The sequence below is a fragment of the Nocardia grenadensis genome, assembly GCF_050942415.1.
In the GTDB taxonomy this organism is placed as follows: Bacteria; Actinomycetota; Actinomycetes; order Mycobacteriales; family Mycobacteriaceae; genus Nocardia; species Nocardia grenadensis.
Genome location: NZ_CP192054.1, coordinates 306,426 through 325,825 on the forward strand (window position 1 = coordinate 306,426; position 19,400 = coordinate 325,825).

At 68.8% G+C, this 19,400-nt stretch carries 16 protein-coding genes and 1 tRNA gene; 14 read left to right on the forward strand and 3 right to left on the reverse strand.

Annotated features, from left to right (window positions below; translation table 11 throughout):
- The first annotated feature begins 5 nt into the window (after window positions 1–5).
- Both ACQPYS_RS01360 and ACQPYS_RS01365 read left to right on the forward strand, forming a co-directional pair.
- Window positions 6–1,646, forward strand: a complete 1,641-nt coding sequence (locus tag ACQPYS_RS01360) for a dipeptide ABC transporter ATP-binding protein (protein WP_433491494.1) — start codon at window positions 6–8, stop codon at window positions 1,644–1,646.
- A gap of 92 nt (window positions 1,647–1,738) precedes the next feature.
- Window positions 1,739–2,482, forward strand: coding sequence for an oxidoreductase (locus ACQPYS_RS01365; protein ID WP_431939421.1), 744 nt, complete (start codon window positions 1,739–1,741; stop codon window positions 2,480–2,482).
- A gap of 453 nt (window positions 2,483–2,935) precedes the next feature.
- On the opposite strand, the gene ACQPYS_RS01370 is transcribed toward ACQPYS_RS01365, so the two are convergent.
- Window positions 2,936–3,823: an HAD family hydrolase gene (locus ACQPYS_RS01370; RefSeq protein WP_431939420.1), complete on the reverse strand. Its 888-nt coding sequence runs from the start codon at window positions 3,821–3,823 to the stop codon at window positions 2,936–2,938.
- Between the two features lie 309 nt (window positions 3,824–4,132).
- On the opposite strand from ACQPYS_RS01370, the gene ssd reads away from it, so the two are divergent.
- From ssd to ACQPYS_RS01405, 7 genes are all read left to right on the forward strand, one after another.
- A complete protein-coding gene (gene ssd / locus ACQPYS_RS01375; protein WP_431939419.1) occupies window positions 4,133–5,239 on the forward strand; it encodes a septum site-determining protein Ssd in 1,107 nt (368 codons plus the stop codon).
- The gene (locus tag ACQPYS_RS01380) at window positions 5,236–6,435 is read left to right on the forward strand and encodes a TadA family conjugal transfer-associated ATPase (protein WP_433491495.1); all 1,200 of its coding nucleotides are present in this window, start codon (window positions 5,236–5,238) and stop codon (window positions 6,433–6,435) included. The genes ssd and ACQPYS_RS01380 overlap by 4 nt, the downstream gene beginning before the upstream one ends.
- Before the next feature lie 212 nt (window positions 6,436–6,647).
- Window positions 6,648–7,256, forward strand: coding sequence for a type II secretion system F family protein (locus ACQPYS_RS01385; RefSeq protein ID WP_433491496.1), 609 nt, complete (start codon window positions 6,648–6,650; stop codon window positions 7,254–7,256).
- A 192-nt stretch (window positions 7,257–7,448) separates the two neighbouring features.
- Window positions 7,449–8,045 (forward strand): type II secretion system F family protein, encoded by a 597-nt coding sequence (locus tag ACQPYS_RS01390; RefSeq protein ID WP_433491497.1) that lies wholly within the window; start codon window positions 7,449–7,451, stop codon window positions 8,043–8,045.
- Between the two features lie 117 nt (window positions 8,046–8,162).
- A complete protein-coding gene (locus ACQPYS_RS01395) occupies window positions 8,163–8,363 on the forward strand; it encodes a DUF4244 domain-containing protein (protein ID WP_433491498.1) in 201 nt (66 codons plus the stop codon).
- A gap of 56 nt (window positions 8,364–8,419) precedes the next feature.
- Window positions 8,420–8,770: a TadE family type IV pilus minor pilin gene (locus ACQPYS_RS01400; RefSeq protein WP_063035331.1), complete on the forward strand. Its 351-nt coding sequence runs from the start codon at window positions 8,420–8,422 to the stop codon at window positions 8,768–8,770.
- A 53-nt stretch (window positions 8,771–8,823) separates the two neighbouring features.
- Window positions 8,824–9,219: an Rv3654c family TadE-like protein gene (locus ACQPYS_RS01405; protein WP_433491499.1), complete on the forward strand. Its 396-nt coding sequence runs from the start codon at window positions 8,824–8,826 to the stop codon at window positions 9,217–9,219.
- Window positions 9,220–9,430: 211 nt separating this feature from the next.
- On the opposite strand, the gene ACQPYS_RS01410 is transcribed toward ACQPYS_RS01405, so the two are convergent.
- Window positions 9,431–11,827 (reverse strand): DEAD/DEAH box helicase, encoded by a 2,397-nt coding sequence (locus tag ACQPYS_RS01410; protein WP_431939403.1) that lies wholly within the window; start codon window positions 11,825–11,827, stop codon window positions 9,431–9,433.
- Between the two features lie 432 nt (window positions 11,828–12,259).
- Here ACQPYS_RS01410 and ACQPYS_RS01415 point away from each other — a divergent pair, with 432 nt between their 5' ends.
- The 5 genes from ACQPYS_RS01415 to ACQPYS_RS01435 all read left to right on the forward strand — a co-directional run bounded on the left by ACQPYS_RS01415 (window position 12,260) and on the right by ACQPYS_RS01435 (window position 18,783).
- The gene (locus tag ACQPYS_RS01415) at window positions 12,260–12,466 is read left to right on the forward strand and encodes a cold-shock protein (RefSeq protein ID WP_011206895.1); all 207 of its coding nucleotides are present in this window, start codon (window positions 12,260–12,262) and stop codon (window positions 12,464–12,466) included.
- 1,167 nt (window positions 12,467–13,633) lie between these two features.
- A complete protein-coding gene (gene topA, locus ACQPYS_RS01420; RefSeq protein ID WP_433491500.1) occupies window positions 13,634–16,552 on the forward strand; it encodes a type I DNA topoisomerase in 2,919 nt (972 codons plus the stop codon).
- Window positions 16,553–16,620: 68 nt separating this feature from the next.
- Entirely contained in the window at window positions 16,621–17,127 is a 507-nt protein-coding gene (locus tag ACQPYS_RS01425; RefSeq protein ID WP_063035274.1) for a DinB family protein, read from the forward strand.
- 332 nt (window positions 17,128–17,459) lie between these two features.
- Window positions 17,460–18,650, forward strand: a complete 1,191-nt coding sequence (locus ACQPYS_RS01430) for a DNA polymerase III subunit delta' (protein WP_063035332.1) — start codon at window positions 17,460–17,462, stop codon at window positions 18,648–18,650.
- Window positions 18,651–18,707: 57 nt separating this feature from the next.
- Window positions 18,708–18,783 (forward strand) — tRNA-Thr (locus tag ACQPYS_RS01435).
- Window positions 18,784–18,904: 121 nt separating this feature from the next.
- On the opposite strand, the gene ACQPYS_RS01440 is transcribed toward ACQPYS_RS01435, so the two are convergent.
- Window positions 18,905–19,345 carry a VOC family protein gene (locus ACQPYS_RS01440; RefSeq protein WP_063035275.1) on the reverse strand — a complete coding sequence of 147 codons (441 nt, stop codon included), beginning with the start codon at window positions 19,343–19,345 and terminating at the stop codon, window positions 18,905–18,907.
- Window positions 19,346–19,400 lie beyond the last annotated feature (55 nt).

The window sequence follows — 19,400 nt, forward strand, 5'->3', positions numbered from 1 at the left end:
CGGATATGACCGACGTGCAGAAGGAGCGGCCACTGCTGCGGATCCGGGAGCTGCGGATCGCGTTCGGGGAGGGCGACGACAGGGTGGACGCGGTCCGCGGTGCCGACCTCACGGTGTACCCCGGGGAGACGGTGGCGATCGTCGGCGAGAGCGGGTCGGGGAAATCGACCACCGCGCACGCGATCATCGGCCTGCTCCCGCGCGCCGGTCGGATCGTCGGGGGCAGTATCGAATTCGACGGGACGGAACTGACCGGCGCGGCCGAATCGCGCCTGGTGGAACTGCGGGGCAAGCGAATCGGTTTCGTTCCGCAGGACCCGATGTCGAACCTCGACCCGGTGCACAAGATCGGATTCCAGATCCGGGAAACCCTCGCGGCCAACGGTATCGCCCGTGGCCGCGCTGCCCGGGACCGGGCGGTGGAACTGCTGCGCTCCGCGGGGATACCCGATCCGGAGCAACGGGCCGACCAGTACCCGCACGAATTGTCCGGTGGCCTACGGCAGCGTGCGTTGATCGCGATGGCGTTGTCGGGGCGTCCCGGGTTACTGATCGCCGACGAACCGACCTCCGCTCTCGATGTCACCGTGCAGCGCCGGATCCTCGACCATATCGAGAGCCTCACCGCCGAATTCGGCACGGCGATGCTGCTCATCACCCATGATCTCGGCCTGGCCGCCGAACGCGCCGAACATCTGGTGGTGATGTATCGCGGCCGGGTGGTGGAATCGGGGCCTGCGCTGGAACTGTTGCGCGATCCGCGGCACGAGTACACCCGCAAACTGGTCGAATCGGCGCCCTCGCTGGCGGCCGCCCGGCGCCCGGAACGCGTTCGTGAACTCGCCACCCGGGATGCCGTGCTGGTGGCCGACCGGCTCACCAAGAAATATCGGACCCGCGGTTCGGTGCCGTGGCGATCCGGGGAAGCCGTTGCCGTCGAGGATGTGTCGTTCACGCTGCACCGCGGGCGCACCACCGCGCTGGTCGGGGAGTCCGGGTCCGGCAAGTCCACGGTCGCGCAGCTGGTGCTCGGTCTGCTGGAACCCAGCTCCGGGTCGGTCGTGTTCGACGGCGGGGATATCGGTCGCCTGAAGGGGCGCGAGCAGATACGGTTCCGACGCCGGGTGCAGCCGATCTTCCAGAACCCGTACGCCTCGCTGGACCCCCTGTACTCGATCCATCGTTGTATCGATGAACCGCTGCGCACCCATGGGATCGGCACCCGCAACGAGCGGGAGAGCCGGGTCCGCGAACTGCTGGAACACGTCGCGCTACCCAGCAGCGTGCTTTCCCGCTATCCCGACGAACTCTCCGGCGGCCAGCGGCAGCGCGTCGCCATCGCACGCGCCCTGGCTCTGGAACCCGAACTGCTGGTCTGCGACGAAGCGGTTTCGGCGCTCGACGTCCTGGTCCAGCAGAACATCCTCGATCTGCTCACCCGGCTCCAGGACGAACTGGACCTTACCTATCTGTTCATCACCCATGATCTGGCGGTGGTCCGTCAGCTCGCCGACGAGGTCCTGGTGATGCATCGGGGCCGGATCGTCGAAGCGGCACCGGTAGGGAAGATCTTCGATTCGCCGCGCGAGGAATACACCCGCCGCCTGCTCGAGGCCATCCCCGGCCGCGACCTGCTCACCGGCTGAACCGGCCGCAACCGTCGTCGGCGGCGGGGGTCGGGTCCTGCCTGCGGGGCTGGCGCTCGCGCCGGGATCCGGCGGCGGTAGCGTGCTGATCCGTGACCGATCCGCTCGCGCCGCTCATCGAACTGCCCGGGGTCCGGGCCGCCGCCGACAAGGCCCGCGACGCACTGGCCGAGGTCCACCGGCACCGGGCGAACCGTCGCGGCTGGGCAACCACCGCCGCCGAGGCCTCGGTGCGTGCCGCCCGGTCGTCGGCGGCGCTGGAGGGCGGTAGTACGGAGTTGCCGGCCGACGGCGCGATCACCGACCCGATCCTGGCCGGTGCGCTGCGGGTGGGCCAGGCGCTCGACGGCGACGCGCTGCGCAACCTGGTCGGCATCTGGGAACGCGCACCGCTGCAGGCACTGGCCCGGCTACATCTGCTGGCGGCCGCCGACCTGGTCGCCGAGGAGAACGAATTGGGTCGTCCCCGCGCCGACGCCGGCGTCGCGGACCGCCTGGACATGCTGGCGCAGACGCTGCTCACCACCTCCGCTCCCGCCCCGGTCACCGCGGCTGTGGTGCACGGTGAGCTGCTCACCCTGAAACCGTTCGGTTCGGCCGACGGACTGGTCGCGCGGGCCGCCTTTCGGCTGGTGACGGTGGCCAGCGGGCTCGATGTCCGGTCGCTCGGCGTGCCTGAAGTCTTCTGGCTGCGCCGACGACAGGCCTACCTCGACGCGGCGGCGGGGTTCGGGTCCGGGACCGCCGACGGTATCGGCGGGTGGGTGCTGTTCTGTTGTGGTGCGCTCGAGGACGGCGCGCGGGAAGCGACATCGATAGCGGACGCTGCCGGCTGAATCAGCGAGCGCCGGCGGGCGATTTCCCCCGGAACGTCAAAGCGGGCGGCGTGGTCGTGAGACCTCACCGCCCGCGAGCACGGACTACCTGGTTACCATGCGTGCTGGTTTGGGTTGTGTTCTCCGGCCTCGGCGTTCCTCCGGGCTCCGCAGCAGCTCATCCCCGCGGCTATGCGAGGCCATCGCCGGCAACGGACCGGATTTCGCAGGCCCACAACGCTTCTGCCCTTGTCGCGGCGAGCTCCGCGTGGGTACCGGGTGTCCGTACTGGGAAGGGTGGGTTGGGAGACTGAGCCTTCTCTTCCGGCTCCGCCTTGGCCTTCCTTCCTTCCGTGCCTCCATCTTTACACTGTGACCGCACTCACATCAAGGGCTGGCGCAACTTCGTGGAACAAATGGAAAACGGGCACATCGGTCGGAGTCATATGCTATAAGTCCAGTTCGGAATGGTATTCATCGTCGTCGCAGCAGTCGGTAGGTCACTGCTCCCGCAACGAACGCACCGACCGCGACGGCGAGTCCGGTGGCCATGGTTTTCGACGGTGCCTGAAAGCGTGACCACAGTGAGACCGGGTTGGAGAAAGCGAGCACGGGCCAGCCCTGGCTCGTTGCCTCGCGGCGTAGACCGCGGTCGGGATTGACCGCGGTGGGGTGGCCGACCGCGGTGAGCATCGGCAGATCGGTGATCGAATCGGAATACGCGTAGCAGCGCGCGAGATCGTAACCCTCTGCCGCGGCGAGCTTCTCGATCGCGGTGACTTTCCCTTCGCCGTAGCAGTAGAAGTCGACCGCCCCGGTGTACTTGCCGTCCACGACCTCCATCCGGGTCGCGGCCGTATGGGTGGCGCCCAGCGCTTCGGCGATCGGGGCCACCACCTCCTCGCCCGAGGCGGAGACGATCACCACATCGTGTCCGCGAATACGATGGTCGGCGATGAGGTCGACGGCCTCCGCGTAGATCAGTGGATCCACCAGCTCGTGCAGGGTGTCCGCCACGATCGACCGGATCTGGGCGACATCCCAGCCGGCGACCATATCGGTGAGGTGCGCCCGCATCCGCTCCATCTGATCGTGGTCGGCCCCGGCGAGCAGGAACATGAAGTGCGCGTAACTGCCCTCCAGGACGGCACGCCGGTTGATCAGCCCCTGATCGAAGAAAGGTTTGCTGAACACGTAGGTGCTCGATCTGGCTATCACCGTCTTGTCCAGATCGAAGAAGGCGGCGACGCGGCCGTTCTCGTGGTGCCGATCGCCGGGAGGCGGTGTCGTTTTACCGGAGCCCGTCACCGTTCCAGGATAGGCATCAGCGCGACGCGTGTCGTGCCCGCTACGCGCCCGCATACATGCTGACCAGTGGTTTTCCCATCAGAAGGGGAGTGAGGGTGACCTGTGGAACTTCTTTGCCGCCGGGCTTGCGTTCCGGCCCGTTCTTGGGTGTAGTATTGCTGGCACCTGGACATGTTCCAGGCGTGTTCAGCCCGACCCCCCGGGGCTGAACCCCGACGGCCCCAGCCTCCTCCCCCCCCGGCTGGGGCCGTCCTCTATCCAGGGGACGGTCGCCGGCTTCGAAAAGTTCTCCACAGCCCGCGAGTTGTCCACAATCGCCGCAGTCACCGGTTCCGGCAGGTCCGGACGGGCGACGCTGGGTCCATGGATCACGACGCGACACCCACCACCGGGGAGCCACCCGCGGTGCTGGTGCTCATTCGGGACGAGCGGTTACGCGAGGAAGTTCGCCGGGTCGCCGCCGCGGCCGGCCGGCGAATCGATGAAGCCGAGGCGCCGGCCGGCAGGCACCCCTGGTCGGCGGCACCACTCGTGGTGCTCGACACCGAGGCCGCCGTGGTGTCCGCGAGCACGGCGCCCCCGCGGCGCAGCGGCGTGGTGACCGTCACCGACGGTGAACCCGGATTGGCCGATTGGCAGGCGGCCGCGGTGATCGGAGCCGAACGGGTGATCGCGCTCCCGGCAGCCGCGGTCGACCTCATCGAGAAATTCGCCGAATACGGGGAGCAGCGCACCGACGGCGGAGTAGTGATCGCCCTGGCCGGTGCGGGCGGCGGTGCCGGGGCGTCCGTTCTCGCCGCCGCGACCGCGCTGCGCTCGGCCACCGCCGGGTTCCGGCCGCATACGGTGCTGGTCGACGGCGCCCCCCGTGGCGGCGGCCTCGATCTGCTGCTCGGTATCGAGGGCGCACCCGGCCTACGCTGGCCGGATCTGGTCGTGGACGACGGCCGGGTCGCCGCCGCGGAACTGCGCAATGCGCTCCCCGCCGCGGGCGGCGGCCTGTCGGTGCTGTCCAGCGGCCGGGGCAGGGGCCGGACCGGCCCCATCGGTGCGGCCGCCGTACACGCGGTAGTCGAAGCCGCGCGCGGCGCGGGCGATCTCGTGGTCTGTGATATCTCCAGCGAGCGCGGACCGCATACGGACCGGATACTCGACGCCGCCGATCTCGTGGTGCTCGTCGTACCCGCGCAGCTGCGCGCGGTGGCGGCAGCCGGTGCCGTGGCGGAATGGATCGCGCAGCGCAACCCCAACCGTGGCCTGGTGGTGCGCGGTCCGGCGCCCGGAAATCTGCGCGGCCACGATATCGCCGCCGTGCTGGAACTGCCGCTGCTGGCGGCGGTCCGGGCACAACCAGGCTTGGCCGCGCGGCTCGAACGCCGGGGTCTGCGGCTACGGCGCGGGCCCCTGCGGGACGCCTGCGACGCGGTACTGGCGGTGCTGAGCCCACCCGACCCGCGGCGGGCCGGATGAGCCCGGGCACCGGACACTCCGGGGTGGTGACGACCGAACTGCTGGAGCGGGTCCGGGAACGGCTGGCCGGAGACCGCGCGGAGCCCGAACCCGCACGGGTCGCGGCGGCCATCCGTGCCGAAGCCGGGGGAATGCTGGGGGATACCGATCTGCTGCGGGCCCTGCGGTTGCTGCAGACCGAACTCACCGGAGCCGGCGTCCTCGAACCGCTGCTGCACGATCCCGCGGTCGCCGATGTTCTGGTCACCGCCCCGGACGCGGTGTGGATCGACCGGGGCCGCGGGGTCGAACGAACCCCGACGACCTTTCCGGACGAGGCCGCCGTCCGGCGGCTGGCGCAGCGCCTGGCCCTCTCGGCGGGCCGCCGCCTCGACGATGCCCAGCCCTGGGTGGACGGGCAATTGTCCGGCCGGGAGCTGGTACTGGGCCACAGCTTCGGCGTCCGGCTGCACGCCGTGCTCGCCCCCATCGCTCGCGGTGGCACCTGCCTGTCGCTCCGGATACTCCGTCCGGCGACCCAGGGGCTGGATGCGCTCGCCCGATCCGGCGCGGTGCCATCCGACGCGAAAGCCCTACTGCAACAGATTGTTCGCGCTCGATTGGCCTTCCTCGTGGTCGGGGGCACCGGCGCGGGGAAGACCACCTTGCTCTCCGCGCTACTCGCCGAGGTCGCCCCGGTTGAGCGCATCATCTGTGTCGAGGACGCGGCCGAACTCGCACCTCCGCATCCACATGTGGTCCGGCTGGTGGCACGGCCGCCCAATATCGAAGGGGCGGGGGAGATCACATTGCGTGATCTGGTCCGGCAGGCGCTGCGTATGCGTCCCGATCGCATAGTGGTCGGCGAAGTGCGCGGTGCGGAGGTCGTCGACCTGCTCACCGCGTTGAACACCGGGCACGACGGCGGCGCGGGAACGATCCACGCCAACTCGATCCGGGAGGTGACCGCACGGCTCGAGGCATTGGCCGGGCTGGGCGGAATGGACCGGCCGACGCTACACAGTCAAGTGGCCGCTGCCGTGCACGTGGTACTGCACGTCCGGCGGCGCGCCGACGGGTTCCGGTATCTCGCGGAAATCGGGGTGGTGCAGCGGGACAACGCCGGCTGGGTGGAGATCCGCCCGGCCTGGCGCGCGACCGGCCCGGCGCCCGCCGCCGAGTTGCTCCAGGCCGTGCTGGCGGAACGGGCCGGGTGATGACCCCGATGGTGACAGCAGTCGGCCCTGTCGCGACGGCCCTGGGATGCACGGCTCTGGCCCTGGTGCTCACACCGGGGCCTGCGGGCAGGCGGCGATTCGGCAGGGTGTTCGAAGTCCGGACGGCACAGTTTCTTCCGACGCGGTGGGTGATACGCGGGGCGGGCGGTATCGGGTGTGCGTTGGCGTTGGCGCTGGGGAGCGGCGGCACGATGGCCGCGCTGCTCGTCGCGGGCACTGTGGCGGTGCGGCTGCGCCGTTCCCGCCGGGCTCGTCTGCACCGCGTCGAATGCGGACACCTCCTCGACTGTCTCGAGGCGGTGGTCTCCGAACTCCGGGTGGGCGCGCACCCGAGTGCCGCGGCCGCGGTCGCCGCCCGGGAGAGCGGCGGTATCGCGGCGGCGGCCTTCGCGGTCGGTTCGGCGCGCAGCAGGCTGGGCGGGTCCGGTGCGGAGGGATTGCTCCGTCCCGACTCGGTGATCGCCGCCGAACTGGGCCGAGTGGCCGATGCCTGGCAGGTCGCCGAGCTGCACGGGCTGGCGCTGGCCGAACTCCTGGCGGCGGCCCGCGCCGACCTCGCCGCCCGAATCAAATTCCGGTCCCGGACCGACGCTTCGCTGGCCGGTGCTCGCGCTACCGCGGCGATTCTGGCAGTACTGCCGATGCTGGGAGTGGGTCTGGGGCAGTTGATGGGTGCCCATCCACTCCAGGTGCTGTTCGTCTCCCCGGCGGGTCGCTTTCTGCTGCCGCTCGGCGCCGGCCTGGCCTGTGTCGGGTTGCTGTGGGCAGACGAGATAACCCGCCGGGTGGCTCCGCGATGACCCCGCATATACCGCGCGACAACCCTGCATATACCCGCCGACGCCGGCCGCCGTGCCGCCGCGGAACGGGGACACCCGGCACGCGTAGCGACGCCCCGGACAGACCCGCCGACCCTGTTACGGCAGCCGCCGCCTGCACCGGATCGGTGCCCATCGGTTCGGTTACCTCGAACAATGCCGAAAGGACACGCGATGGCGATCCACGGCTGGCCGTTCCTCCTGCTCTCGGCAGCAATACTGCTGGTACCGGCCCCGGCGCCGGCGGTCGCCCGATTGAGCCAGGCCACGGCTCACCGGCGGGTGCGGTCCCGGAAACCCACCGCGGTCGCCGACCCGGTCGCGCTCGCGACGCTGTTCGATCTACTGGCCGCCTGCCTGCGGGCCGGTTTGCCGACCGCCGCCGCGCTGCGTGCGGTCGCGCCGGCCGCACCCGATTCGCTATCGGATCGGCTGCAGCGGGCAGCCGATCTGCTCGCCCTCGGTGCCGATCCGGCTGTGGCGTGGGCTCCCACCGAAGCCGGCGGCCCCTACGCTCCCGAATTCGACGCGCTCGCCCGGCTGGCGCGGCGCTCGGCCCGCTCGGGCTCGTCGCTGGCCGCGGCTATCGGCGATCTGGCCGAGGAGCGTCGCACCCAGGTGGAGGAAGCGGCGACCGCGCGGGCCGAACGGGCCGGCGTCCTGATCGGCGGCCCCTTGGGGCTGTGCTTCCTACCGGCGTTCATCTGCCTCGGCATAGTGCCGGTGATCATCGGCCTGGCGGGTGGGGTGCTCGGCGAGGGCCTGCTGTGACTCCGCGGCCGGCGGCGGATACCGAGATGTGCTCGTACGGAACGGCTGTGCGAGCCCAAAAGAGAGGGGGTCGGGGTGCCGATGAGCCGAACGACGACGTGGAATGCATCGAAGCTGATGCGGGGAGCACGGCGAAGCGCGAACACTCGGCTGCTGCGCGTGGTGGCGGGGGAGGAGGGGATGAGCACGGTCGAGTACGCGATCGGAACCATAGCCGCGGCTGCTTTCGGCGCGGTGTTGTACACCGTGGTGACCGGCGAGAGCATTCCCGACGCGCTGACCGGGATCATCGAGAAGGCGCTGAACACCGGCGTTTGAGGTCGCCGGTCGGGTCGTCGGGCGCCGGCGCCGCGGACGGCGAGGATGCTGTCGGTGTGTTCCGGCGCCCGGTCGGCGGTGAGACCGGGTCGGTGACCGTCGAAGCGGCGATCGCCCTCGCCGCCCTCGCCGCTACTGCCGCGCTGTGTGTGGGCGCGGTGCTCGCCGCGGTGACCCAGGTGCGGTGTGTGGACGCCGCGCGTGAGGCGGCCCGGCTGGCGGCCCGTGGTGATCGCGGCGCCGCGGAGGTCGCCGCTCGCCGGGTGGCACCGGCGGGGGCGGATATCTCGGTGCGCTACGAGGGCGGTCGGGTGATCGCCGTCGTAGCTTCCGATACTCCACTGTTACCCGTGCTCCGGCTGGAAGCCGAGGCCGTGGCGGCAGCCGAGCCGGATACGGACGCATGAGTCACCGAAGCCGAACGCCGCCGGGAGGTCCGCGGTACCCGCGTCCGGTCGCGGTGGCTCGGTCTCTCGGACCGATCCGGGAACGGGCACGGCATCCGAGGAGAGATGAGGGGGCGGCGACGGTCACGGCATGTCTGGCGCTGGCGGGTCTGATCGTGGTGACCGTGCTCGTCGTCCAGTTGGGTGGGGTGGTCGTGGCGCGGCACCGGGCCCAGGCCGCGGCGGACCTCGCCGCCTTGGCGGCCGCGGGTGAACTATGGCACGGCGCGGAGGCCGGATGTGCGGCGGCCGAATCACTCGGACGACGCATGGTTGCTCATGTCGCGCGCTGCGAGATAGACGGCTGGGATGCCGTGATCACGATCGAAGGAAAAGTACCGTTGGGTCCGTTCGGGACACGGAGTATACGAGCGGTCGCGCGAGCCGGGCCGGTCGGAGAAGCAAGGTGATCTGCCTATAGGGAATTTTGTTAACGACGAATACTGTATTCGCTTAGCGGCGGCAATTAATGGCCTTGTTGGCCGCATTCGTCATATGTTTTGGAATTGATAAGAAAAGAGACTCTGTAGCTACCGACCGGTCCTTTAGCAACAATTCAGTTAATATGATGCTTATCCTCTTAATTCTGTGGTCCGGTAGGCGTACGGTCGCCGCTCCGGCTCACCCGGCAACGCTGTGACCATCGGGTTGCTCCATAGCAGGGGCGCATCGATGCGTCGGGCCCGTCAGCTCGGCGAGAACCGCGGTCAATAGTCGGATCGCCGCGGTCTTGTCGAGGGGATCGTTGCCGTTCCCGCACTTGGGTGACTGCACACAGGATGGACACCCGCTCCGGCACGAGCACGCCTGGACCGCCGCAAGGGTCGCACCGAGCCAGCGCCGCAGCATCGTGTAGCCGCGCTCGGCGAAGCCCGCCCCGCCGGGCTGCCCGTCGTACACGAAAACCGTGGGCAGGCCGGTATCGGCGTGTTGAGCTGTGGAAACCCCGCCGATATCCCATCGGTCGCAGGTCGCCACCAGCGGCAACAGGCCTATCGCCGCGTGTTCGGCAGCATGCAGGGCGCCGGGCAGCGCGGCGGCGTCGATCCCGGCTCGGTCCAGCAGGTCCGGCGTCACGGTGTAGAGCACGGCGGTGGTGGGGAGGGTCTGCTCCGGCAGGTCGAGTTCGACCAGGTCGAGGACCTCTCCGGTGACCAGCGTGCGCAGATAGCCCACCACCTGGCTGCGCACCGTCACGTCCGCGAAAGCCGCGGTGACCTCGCCGAAGGCTGCGCTCTCGCGCACGGTGTCCAGCGTGAGGGAGGTGACTCGGCGGGCGCTGGTGGTCCAGCCGGGGGTATCGGCGCGGACGAGTGCGACACCGCCCTCGAGGTCCAGTTCCTCGACCAGATAACTTTCGCCCTGGTGCAGGTGGACGGCGCCTTCGTGCAGGGTGGCCGGGGCCCTTCCGGCATCCGCCGTGCCGAGTAGCCGTCCCGTCTCGGTGACCACGATCGCGACCTGGGTCCCGATACCGCCGCGGACGTCGACCTCGTCGTGTGGCGGTTCGGCGCCCGTATAGAACCAATGGCTGCCGCCCTCGGCTTCGCGTCGCCGGACGAGCCCCTGACCTGCTAGTTCCGTGAGCACTCCAGGGGCGTCGAACGCTCGGGCCTCCGCGTCGGTGATGGGCAGTTCCATGGCCGCGCAGAGCAGTTGCGGACCGAGTACATACGGGTTCGCGGGATCGATGATCCCGGCTTCCACCGGGCGGTCGAGCAAGGCTTCGGGATGGTGCACGAGGTAGGTGTCCAGTGGGTCGTCACGCGCCACCAGTACGGCCAGTGCTCCCTGTGTCCGGCGCCCGGCCCGGCCGATCTGCTGACGGAACGAGGCGACCGTACCGGGAAATCCGGCCAGGACGACGGCGTCCAGGCCGGCGATGTCCACCCCGAGTTCCAGGGCGTTCGTGGTCGCCGCGGCCAGCAGGGACCCGTTCGATAGTCCCCCTTCCAGGGCCCGCCGGTCCTCGGGTAGGTATCCACCGCGGTAGGCGGCGACGCGTTCTGCCAGTTCGGGGTCGATTTCGGTGAGGCGCTGCCGGGTGTGGACGGCGATCAGCTCGGCCGCCCGGCGCGACCGGGCGAAGGTCAGTGTCCGGGCTCCTTCCAGGACCAGGTCGGCGGTGATCCGGGCTGCCTCCGTGGTGGCGCCGAGCCGGACGGGCGCACCGTTCTCACCGGTCACCGCGGTGAGCAACGGCGGCTCCCAGAACGCGATGGTGCGCGGACCGCGGGGCGATTCGTCCTCGGTCACCGCCACGCAGTCGGCGCCGACCAGCCGGGACGCTGCCGCGGCCGGATCGGCGGCCGTCGCGGAGCAGAGGACGAATACCGGATCGGCGCCGTAGTGCGCCGCCAGCCGGCGCAGGCGACGTAGGACCAGCGCCACATGGGAACCGAACAGCCCCCGGTAGGTGTGGCACTCGTCGACCACCACGTAGCGCAGGCGGCGAAAGAAGCGTGACCAGCTGCGATGCGAGCGCAGCAGGCTCAGGTGCAGCATATCCGGGTTGGTGAACAGCCAGCGGGCCTCCGCGCGTACCCACTGCCGGATCTCGGTGGGGGTGTCGCCGTCGTAGGCGGCGACGGGGATCCGACGCAGGGGTTCGTGCCGGGTGAGTTCGCCGACCATCCGGAGCTGATCGGCGCCCAATGCCTTGGTCGGGGCGAGATACAGCGCGGTGGCCCGCTGGTCCTCGTGCAGTGCGGTGAGAACGGGGAGCTGGTAGCCGAGCGATTTTCCGGACGCCGTCCCGGTCGCCACCACCACATGCTGTCCGCGGGCGGCATGGTCGGCGGTGGCCGCCTGATGCCCCCACGGCGCCTCGATACCTTCCGCACGCAGCGCGTTCACCACCTCCGGCGCCGACCAGACGGGCCAATCGGCCGGTGCGGCGGCCCGGCCCGGTATCTCGGCGATATGGGTCAGACGCGAATCAGTGGCCGGAACGCCGTCGAGGACACGATTCAGCAACGATCGCCCATAGGACAGATCGGGCTGGATCTCTCGAGTCATGTCTGGGCGCCTTCCGGGTCTTCGAACAATGTGAAATATCGCCGTCCGCCTCGCGTCACCTGCAAGTTCGATACCCAATAGCGATCTGGGTCACAGCCGAGTACGCGGTCCGGACGCTGGTTATCGGAAGGCAAACATACCGGAGGTTCAGATTCGAGCGGACTAACCCTTACCCCCGCATTCGCGAGATCATTTTTTTTGCAAATTGTCGGTAACTCCGCTGTTGAATTTCCCAAAGACATGGTTCACTGGTTCTCGGTCGCAAGCTTCTGTGTTCGAGGGACGGATGCAAAGTCCTAACCCTGGCAGGATCGATGTTGTGAACGGCATACGTTGGCCCCCATGGGGGTCCAGAGTAGCGTCGATCGCAACAGGCCCGGTGGACGAAACCCAGTTGTCCGCCGTTCCGAGTAAGAAAAGAGAAGGAACAGAATGGCACAGGGAACTGTGAAGTGGTTCAACGCGGAGAAGGGCTTCGGCTTCATCGCGCCCGAAGACGGCTCTGCGGACGTCTTCGTCCACTATTCCGAGATCCAGGGTTCGGGTTTCCGCACCCTCGAAGAAAATCAGAAGGTCGAGTTCGAGGTCGGCCAGGGCACCAAGGGCCCGCAGGCCACCGGAGTTCGCGCGCTCAGCTGAGCGAGTCCCCTCCCAGTACGTCCCTCGCCTCCCGTAACGGGAGCGAGGGACGAACTATATGTGGGGTATGCGTACCCCCGCATTCGCTCCGGCCATGCGCACTTCGCATGCTCGGACATTCGCCTCGGCACGATGCCCTGTGTGTACCCGGGCTTCTGTTCCGGGCGTGAGTTCTTCGCGTACCTCCTCGTCCGCTTCGGCCACGCACTTCTTGCGTACCCCGGCGCCCGCCCTTGTCATGACCTATTCGCGCATCCGGGCCATCGCTCCGGCCGAGCGCCCTGGTCGTGCTCGGGCATCGGCTTCGGTCATATGCCCGAAGCCCGGTCGAATATCCGTGCCGGCCGCCCCCTCGCGTCCGGCTCCGGCGTACCTGTCTGCCGCACCGACCGGGCTCGGCCGGGTATCCGCTCCGGCGGTGTGCGTTCGGCACAGTCGGGCATCGGCTCCGGCCCTGTGGTCGCGGCGCACCGGAGCGTCCGCTCGACCCGTGCTTTCGCGGGCTTCGGCTGCCGTCGTGCGCCCGACCGGCCCTCGGTCGGATGTGTCGTTCGTCGGTCCGGGCGGTTTCCGGCCGCACTCTTCGCCCGTGCGTCTATCGCATAGCGGAGCGTCCGCCATACGCGTTCGGCATTTCGGCGCCGCCGGGCCGTGGAGACGTTCGCGCGACGGTGTGTCCGCCGGGCCCGTGTCCTCCGCGCGCAGCGGTCCGGATACGGTGTGTTCATCGCGGAGTTCCGTATCCATTGCGGACGCGAGCTTTCCGGAATCGTCCCCCGCCGAACGCTCGGCGGGTAGTGTGGCGCCGACCGGGGCCGGAGGGTGGCGGGCCGCCCTGAGCCGAGGCACGCCGATCGCCCGTCGCTCGTACCCGTCGAACGTGCTCCGCGCCACGCGCGGACCGGAGGCGGATCGGCCTCCGCGCACGCCGGTCAACTCGATACTGCGTGGATTCGTGATGCACCGTGCGTGCCGGCTGTCGGCGCGGCCCTGCATACTGAACGGCATCGACGCGCCATCGCCCGATGGTCGCAACCGTTCGACCACGCGCGGCGTCAAGGTATAAACGTGACTGGTGGTGATGTAAGGCGTCACCGTCTGCTCAATCAACCGCGTCCTGCCGTACCGAGCAGTGTTCAGCGGGTCGAGAAGGAAAGGGATTCGCCGGTGGCAACACGAGACCGAAACGCAGCCGAGGCGGGTCGTCCCGTGCGTCGTCTCGTCATCGTCGAATCCCCGACGAAGGCCCGTAAAATCGCGCCCTACCTGGGGCGGGACTATACGGTCGAGGCATCGGTCGGCCATATCCGGGATCTGCCGCGCGGTGCGGCCGATGTCCCGGCCAAGTACAAGGGCCAGGACTGGGCGCGGCTCGGGGTGGACGTCAACAACGACTTCGAACCCATCTATGTCGTCAGCCCGGAGAAGAAGGGCAAGGTCACCGAACTCAAGGGTCTGCTGGCCGACGCCGACGAACTGTATCTGGCCACCGACCCCGACCGTGAGGGCGAGGCCATCGCCTGGCATCTGCTGGAGACGCTGAAGCCGAAGGTGCCGGTCCGGCGGATGGTCTTCCACGAGATCACCGAGCCGGCGATCCGCGCGGCCGCCGCTGACACCCGCGACCTGGACAACGACCTGGTCGACGCGCAGGAAACCCGGCGCATCCTGGACCGCCTGTACGGCTACGAGGTCAGTCCGGTGCTGTGGAAGAAGGTCATGCCGAGGTTGTCGGCGGGTCGGGTGCAGTCCGTGGCCACCCGGGTGATCGTGCAGCGTGAGCGGGAACGGATGGCGTTCCGGTCGGCGGAGTACTGGGATATCGCCGCGAGGCTGGATGCCGGCGGCGAAGCCGACTCCGCCAATCCGCGGGTCTTCTCCGCCCGCCTCGTCGATGTGGACGGCTCGCGGGTCGCCACCGGCCGTGATTTCGGGTCCGACGGCCGGCTCAAGGCCGATTCGCGGGCGCTGGTGCTGGACGAGGCCTGGGCCCGCCGCCTGGCCGAGGCCCTGCACGGCGCCGATCTGGTGGTGACCTCCGCCGAGTCCAAGCCCTACACCCGCAAACCGTATGCGCCGTTCATGACCTCCACGCTGCAGCAGGAGGCGGGCCGCAAGCTGCGGTTCACCTCGGAACGCACCATGCGCACCGCGCAGCGGCTGTACGAGAACGGCTACATCACCTATATGCGTACCGACTCGACCACGCTGTCGGATTCGGCGATCAATGCCGCGCGCACCCAGGCCACCCAGCTCTACGGTGCCGAATTCGTGCACCCCACCGCCCGGCAGTACACCCGGAAGGTGAAGAACGCGCAGGAGGCGCACGAGGCCATCCGTCCCGCGGGCGACACCTTCGCCACCCCGGGCCAGTTGCACGCCCGGCTGGACAACGACGAGTTCCGGCTCTACGAGCTGATCTGGCAGCGCACCGTCGCCTCGCAGATGGCCGACGCCCGGGGCACCACCCTCACCCTGCGGATCACCGGCACCGCCGGCACCGGCGAGGCATGCGTGTTCTCCGCCTCGGGCCGCACCATCACCTTCCCGGGCTTCCTGAAGGCCTATGTGGAAAGTGTCGACGAAGAGGCCGGTGGCCAGTCCGACGACGCCGAAACCCGGTTGCCGCAGCTCGCCGAGGGCGAGGGCGTCACCGCCGTGGAATTGAACCCCGACGGCCACAGCACCAACCCGCCCGCCCGCTACACCGAGGCCTCGCTGATCAAATCGCTGGAGGAACTCGGGATCGGGCGGCCGTCCACCTATTCGTCGATCATCAAGACCATCCTGGACCGCGGCTACGTCTACAAACGCGGTAGTGCGCTGGTGCCGTCCTGGGTGGCCTTCTCGGTGACCGGGCTGCTCGAGCAGTACTTCGGCCGCCTGGTCGATTTCGATTTCACCGCCGCCATGGAAGACGACCTGGACGCCATAGCCGGCGGCCGGGCGCAGCGCGGAAACTGGTTGTCCAGCTTCTACTTCGGCGGTGACGACGGTGCCGAGGGTTCGGTCGCGCGGTCCGGCGGTCTGAAGCGGATGGTCGGGGAGCGGCTCGACGATATCGATGCCCGCCTGATCAACTCCATCAAACTCTTCAGCGACGACGCCGGTCGCGATGTGGTGGTGCGAGTGGGCCGGTACGGGCCGTATCTGGAGCGTATGGTTGCCGATCCCGACAAACCGGATGCCGAACCGACTTCCCAGCGCGCCAATCTCCCCGATGATCTGCCGCCCGACGAGCTCACCCCGGAGGTGGCGGAGAAGCTCTTCTCCACTCCGCAGGAGGGCCGCACCCTGGGCAACGACCCGGACAACGGTCACGAAATCGTGGTGAAGGAAGGACGTTTCGGCCCCTACGTCACCGAGATCCTGCCGGAGACCGACGAGGACCAGGCGGCCAAGAAGACCGCGAAGAAGAACGCGCCGAAACCGCGCACCGGGTCACTGTTCAAATCCATGGACCCGGCCACGGTCACTCTCGAGGACGCGTTGCAACTGCTGTCGCTGCCGCGCGTGGTCGGCAACGACCCGGCCTCCGGCGAAGAGATCACCGCGCAGAACGGCCGGTACGGGCCCTATCTGAAGAAGGGCACCGATTCGCGGTCGCTGGCCACCGAGGACCAGATCTTCACGGTGACCCTCGACGAGGCCCTCAAGCTCTATGCCGAACCCAAACGCAGAGGTAGACAGGCCGCGGCAGCCGCGCCGCTCCGGGAACTCGGCAACGATTCCGCCACCGGGAAGCCGATGGTCATCAAGGACGGGCGCTTCGGGCCCTACGTGACCGACGGTGAGACCAACGCCAGCCTGCGTAAGGGCGACGAAGTGGAATCCATCACCGACGAACGCGCCTCCGAACTGCTGGCCGACCGGCGGGCGCGCGGTCCGGTGAAGAAGGCGGCGAAGAAGGCTCCCGCCAAGAAGGCCCCGGCCAAAAAGGCCGCCGCCAAGAAGACCGCCACCGCGGCGAAGAAGACGACCACCGCGAAAGCGGCCGCGAAGAAGACGGCGGCGAAGAAGGCTCCGGCGAAGAAGGCTCCGGCGAAGCAGTCCGCGGGCCGGTCGGCCGCCGCGAACGACGATTAGGCCCAGGGTTTCTGTCGGACCGTCGCAGTAACGTCGCGCGCGAATATCGTCCAAGACAAGGAGCGCCGATGCCCGGTAGCCGGGAACGCGAAGATCTGGTCCAACTACTCGACGAACAGCGTGAGATGTTCCGGATAACGCTGCGGGGTATCGACGACGAGCAGGCGCGGCAGCGGACCACCGCGAGCGAACTGACCCTCGGCGGGCTGCTGCACCATATCGTCCGCTGTGAGCGGGATTGGACGAAAGTGCTGGTCGAGCGGGACGAGAACGCCGAAACGAAACTCGAGGACTACGAGGGCGAATACCTCATCGCCGACGATGAGACAGTGGCCGGTCTGCTCGCCGAATGGGAGCGCGTCGCCGCGAACACCGCCGAGCTCGTGCGCTCGGTGGACGATCTGGATGCCTCGATTCCCACCCCTACCAATCCGTGGGTACCGGGCCGCGTGTGGTGGTCCGCGCGTTTCCTGATCCTGCACATCCTCCGTGAGATCGCCCACCACAGCGGGCACGCCGATATCCTCCGCGAGCAGTTGGACGGGGCGAACACCACCGCGCAGCGCGCCGGGTGACGCGGCCGGCGAGTTCTGGCGATCGGGAGCAATACGGCGACGAGCCGTGCCCGCTACGCAACATGCGTCTTTCGAGGCTCCGCGTGCGTCGCCACCTGAGCTGATCGGCTCGCCCAATGCTGCTTCGAACAGGTTCGAGCCGGCGTCCGCGGCGAAGGCCGGCTACTCGGTGTTCGCGGGGGTCGGGTCTCGGCCGACGCACTCAGGGGATTCGTCCGGTCCGGCCCCGGGAGAGTCGTGTCCGGTGCCGCGCTATCCGTCCGGCGTGGCGCGCCGAGGAGTATTCGCGAGGGGGCCCGGTTGTGGTCGGTCGGGCGTATTAGGGTGTGAGCGTGGTGGGTGTCTTCGAGCGTCTCGTGGGTCAGAGTTCGGTGACCGCCGATCTGACCGCTGCCGCGGTCGCCGGCCGATCCGGTGTGGCCGAGGGCGCTATGACGCATTCATGGCTGTTCACGGGCCCGCCGGGGGCCGGCCGCGAGGTCGCCGCGCTGTGCTTCGCGGCCGCGCTGCAGTGCACCGATCCCGGACAGCCCGGCTGCGGCCGCTGCCACGCCTGTACCACCACGATGGCCGGAACCCACGGTGACGTCCGCCGGGTGGTGCCCGAAGGGTTGAGTATCTCCACCAAGGAAATGCGTGGCATCGTGCAGATCGCGGCCCGGCGCCCGAGTACCGGCCGCTGGCAGGTGGTGGTGATCGAGGACGCCGACCGGCTCACCGAGGCCGCCGGCAACGTACTGCTCAAAGTGGTGGAAGAGCCACCCGAGCGGACCGTGTTCCTGCTGTGCGCCCCTTCGGTGGATCCAGAGGACATCTCCGTCACCCTGCGCTCCCGCTGCCGGCACATCCACCTGATCACCCCGCCGGCTCCGGCGATAGCCCGGGTCCTGCGCGAACACGACGGCCTCGATCCGGAAACAGCCGACTGGGCGGCCGCCGTGAGCGGCGGTCATATCGGCCGCGCCCGCCGCCTCGCCACCGACGACGAGAGCCGCGCCCGCCGCCGCCGCGCCCTGGACCTAGTGACCGCCGTGGCCCGCGGCACCGCTTACCTCGCCGCCGACGAGCTGGTGAAGGCCGCCGAGGACGAGGCGAAACAACTCAGCGCCGAACGCGACGAACGCGAACGCGAAGAACTCGCCACCGCCCTCGGCGCCGGCGGCACCGGTAAAGGCGCCGCAAGCGCCACCCGCGGTTCGGCCGGCGTCCTCAAGGACCTCGAACGCCGCCAGAAATCCCGCGCCACCCGCACCGGCCGCGACGCCCTCGACCGCGCCCTTCTCGATATCGCCGGCCTCTACCGCGACGCCCTCGCCATCGCCTTCGGCGACCCCGCCGGTATCACCATGACCCACCCCGATATGGCCGACCGCGCCCGCGAGCTGGCCGCGCGAGTCCGCCCCGAGGGCTTGCTCCGCTCCATCGACGCCGTCCTCGCCTGCCGTGAAGCCCTCGACCGGAACGTCAAGCCCCGTTTCGCGGTAGCCGCCATGGCCGCCACCCTGATCGCGCAAACCTCCTGACCAGCCGTTTTCGCGTTCCCAGGTGGGAGACGATAGACTCGCCACGCCGAAAGGCACGCCGCCTTAGCTCAGTCGGTAGAGCGCTTCACTCGTAATGAAAAGGTCAGGAGTTCGATTCTCCTAGGCGGCTCCAGGCCAGAGGCCCTTTCCGGATCATAGGGAAGGGCCTTTCGTCTTCGGTCCATGTCGGCTACCCCAGGGGCTTCGGAGGGTGTTCGGCGGATCGGATCCGGTGATGGTTGTCCACGGAGTTCTCAGCCGAGCTGTTCGGCCAGTCCGACGATGATGTTCTCGGGGCCACGGAGGTAACAGAGCCGGTAGATGTTCTCGTACTGCACCACTTCACCGACGAGTTCGGCGCCGTGGTCACGCAGGCGGGCGATGACGTCGTCGAGGTTGTCCACGGCGAACATCATGCGACGGATACCCAGCGTGTTCGCCGGTGCGTCTTTCGGTTCGGGGGTGATCGCCTTCGGTCTATGAAATTTGGCCAGCTCGATTCGGCCGGGACCGTCCGGGATCCGCAGCATGGCGACATCCTGCCGGACATCGTCGAGTCCGATGACGCGTTCAGCCCCACGCCACTCGAGTGGGCCTTTGCCTTCCAGTTCCATGCCGAGTTCGACGAAGAACGCGATGACAGCGTCCAGATCCTCAACGACTATCAGCACGTTGTCCATACGCTGAATCGCCATGCCAGGCCTCCTTTGTGTTGTGCGGCCGAGTGCCCGCGTCTGCCCCGGGGCGGAG

What these genes read in the sequence shown, in the direction of transcription:
- ACQPYS_RS01360 (WP_433491494.1), top strand. Translation starts at nt 6, where the DNA reads ATGACCGACGTGCAGAAGGAGCGGCCACTGCTGCGGATCCGGGAGCTG.
- ACQPYS_RS01370 (WP_431939420.1), bottom strand. Translation starts at nt 3,823, where the DNA reads ATGCGGGCGCGTAGCGGGCACGACACGCGTCGCGCTGATGCCTATCCT.
- ssd (WP_431939419.1), top strand. Translation starts at nt 4,133, where the DNA reads ATGGATCACGACGCGACACCCACCACCGGGGAGCCACCCGCGGTGCTG.
- ACQPYS_RS01380 (WP_433491495.1), top strand. Translation starts at nt 5,236, where the DNA reads ATGAGCCCGGGCACCGGACACTCCGGGGTGGTGACGACCGAACTGCTG.
- ACQPYS_RS01385 (WP_433491496.1), top strand. Translation starts at nt 6,648, where the DNA reads ATGGCCGCGCTGCTCGTCGCGGGCACTGTGGCGGTGCGGCTGCGCCGT.
- ACQPYS_RS01390 (WP_433491497.1), top strand. Translation starts at nt 7,449, where the DNA reads ATGGCGATCCACGGCTGGCCGTTCCTCCTGCTCTCGGCAGCAATACTG.
- ACQPYS_RS01395 (WP_433491498.1), top strand. Translation starts at nt 8,163, where the DNA reads ATGCGGGGAGCACGGCGAAGCGCGAACACTCGGCTGCTGCGCGTGGTG.
- ACQPYS_RS01410 (WP_431939403.1), bottom strand. Translation starts at nt 11,827, where the DNA reads ATGACTCGAGAGATCCAGCCCGATCTGTCCTATGGGCGATCGTTGCTG.
- ACQPYS_RS01415 (WP_011206895.1), top strand. Translation starts at nt 12,260, where the DNA reads ATGGCACAGGGAACTGTGAAGTGGTTCAACGCGGAGAAGGGCTTCGGC.
- ACQPYS_RS01425 (WP_063035274.1), top strand. Translation starts at nt 16,621, where the DNA reads ATGCCCGGTAGCCGGGAACGCGAAGATCTGGTCCAACTACTCGACGAA.
- ACQPYS_RS01440 (WP_063035275.1), bottom strand. Translation starts at nt 19,345, where the DNA reads ATGGCGATTCAGCGTATGGACAACGTGCTGATAGTCGTTGAGGATCTG.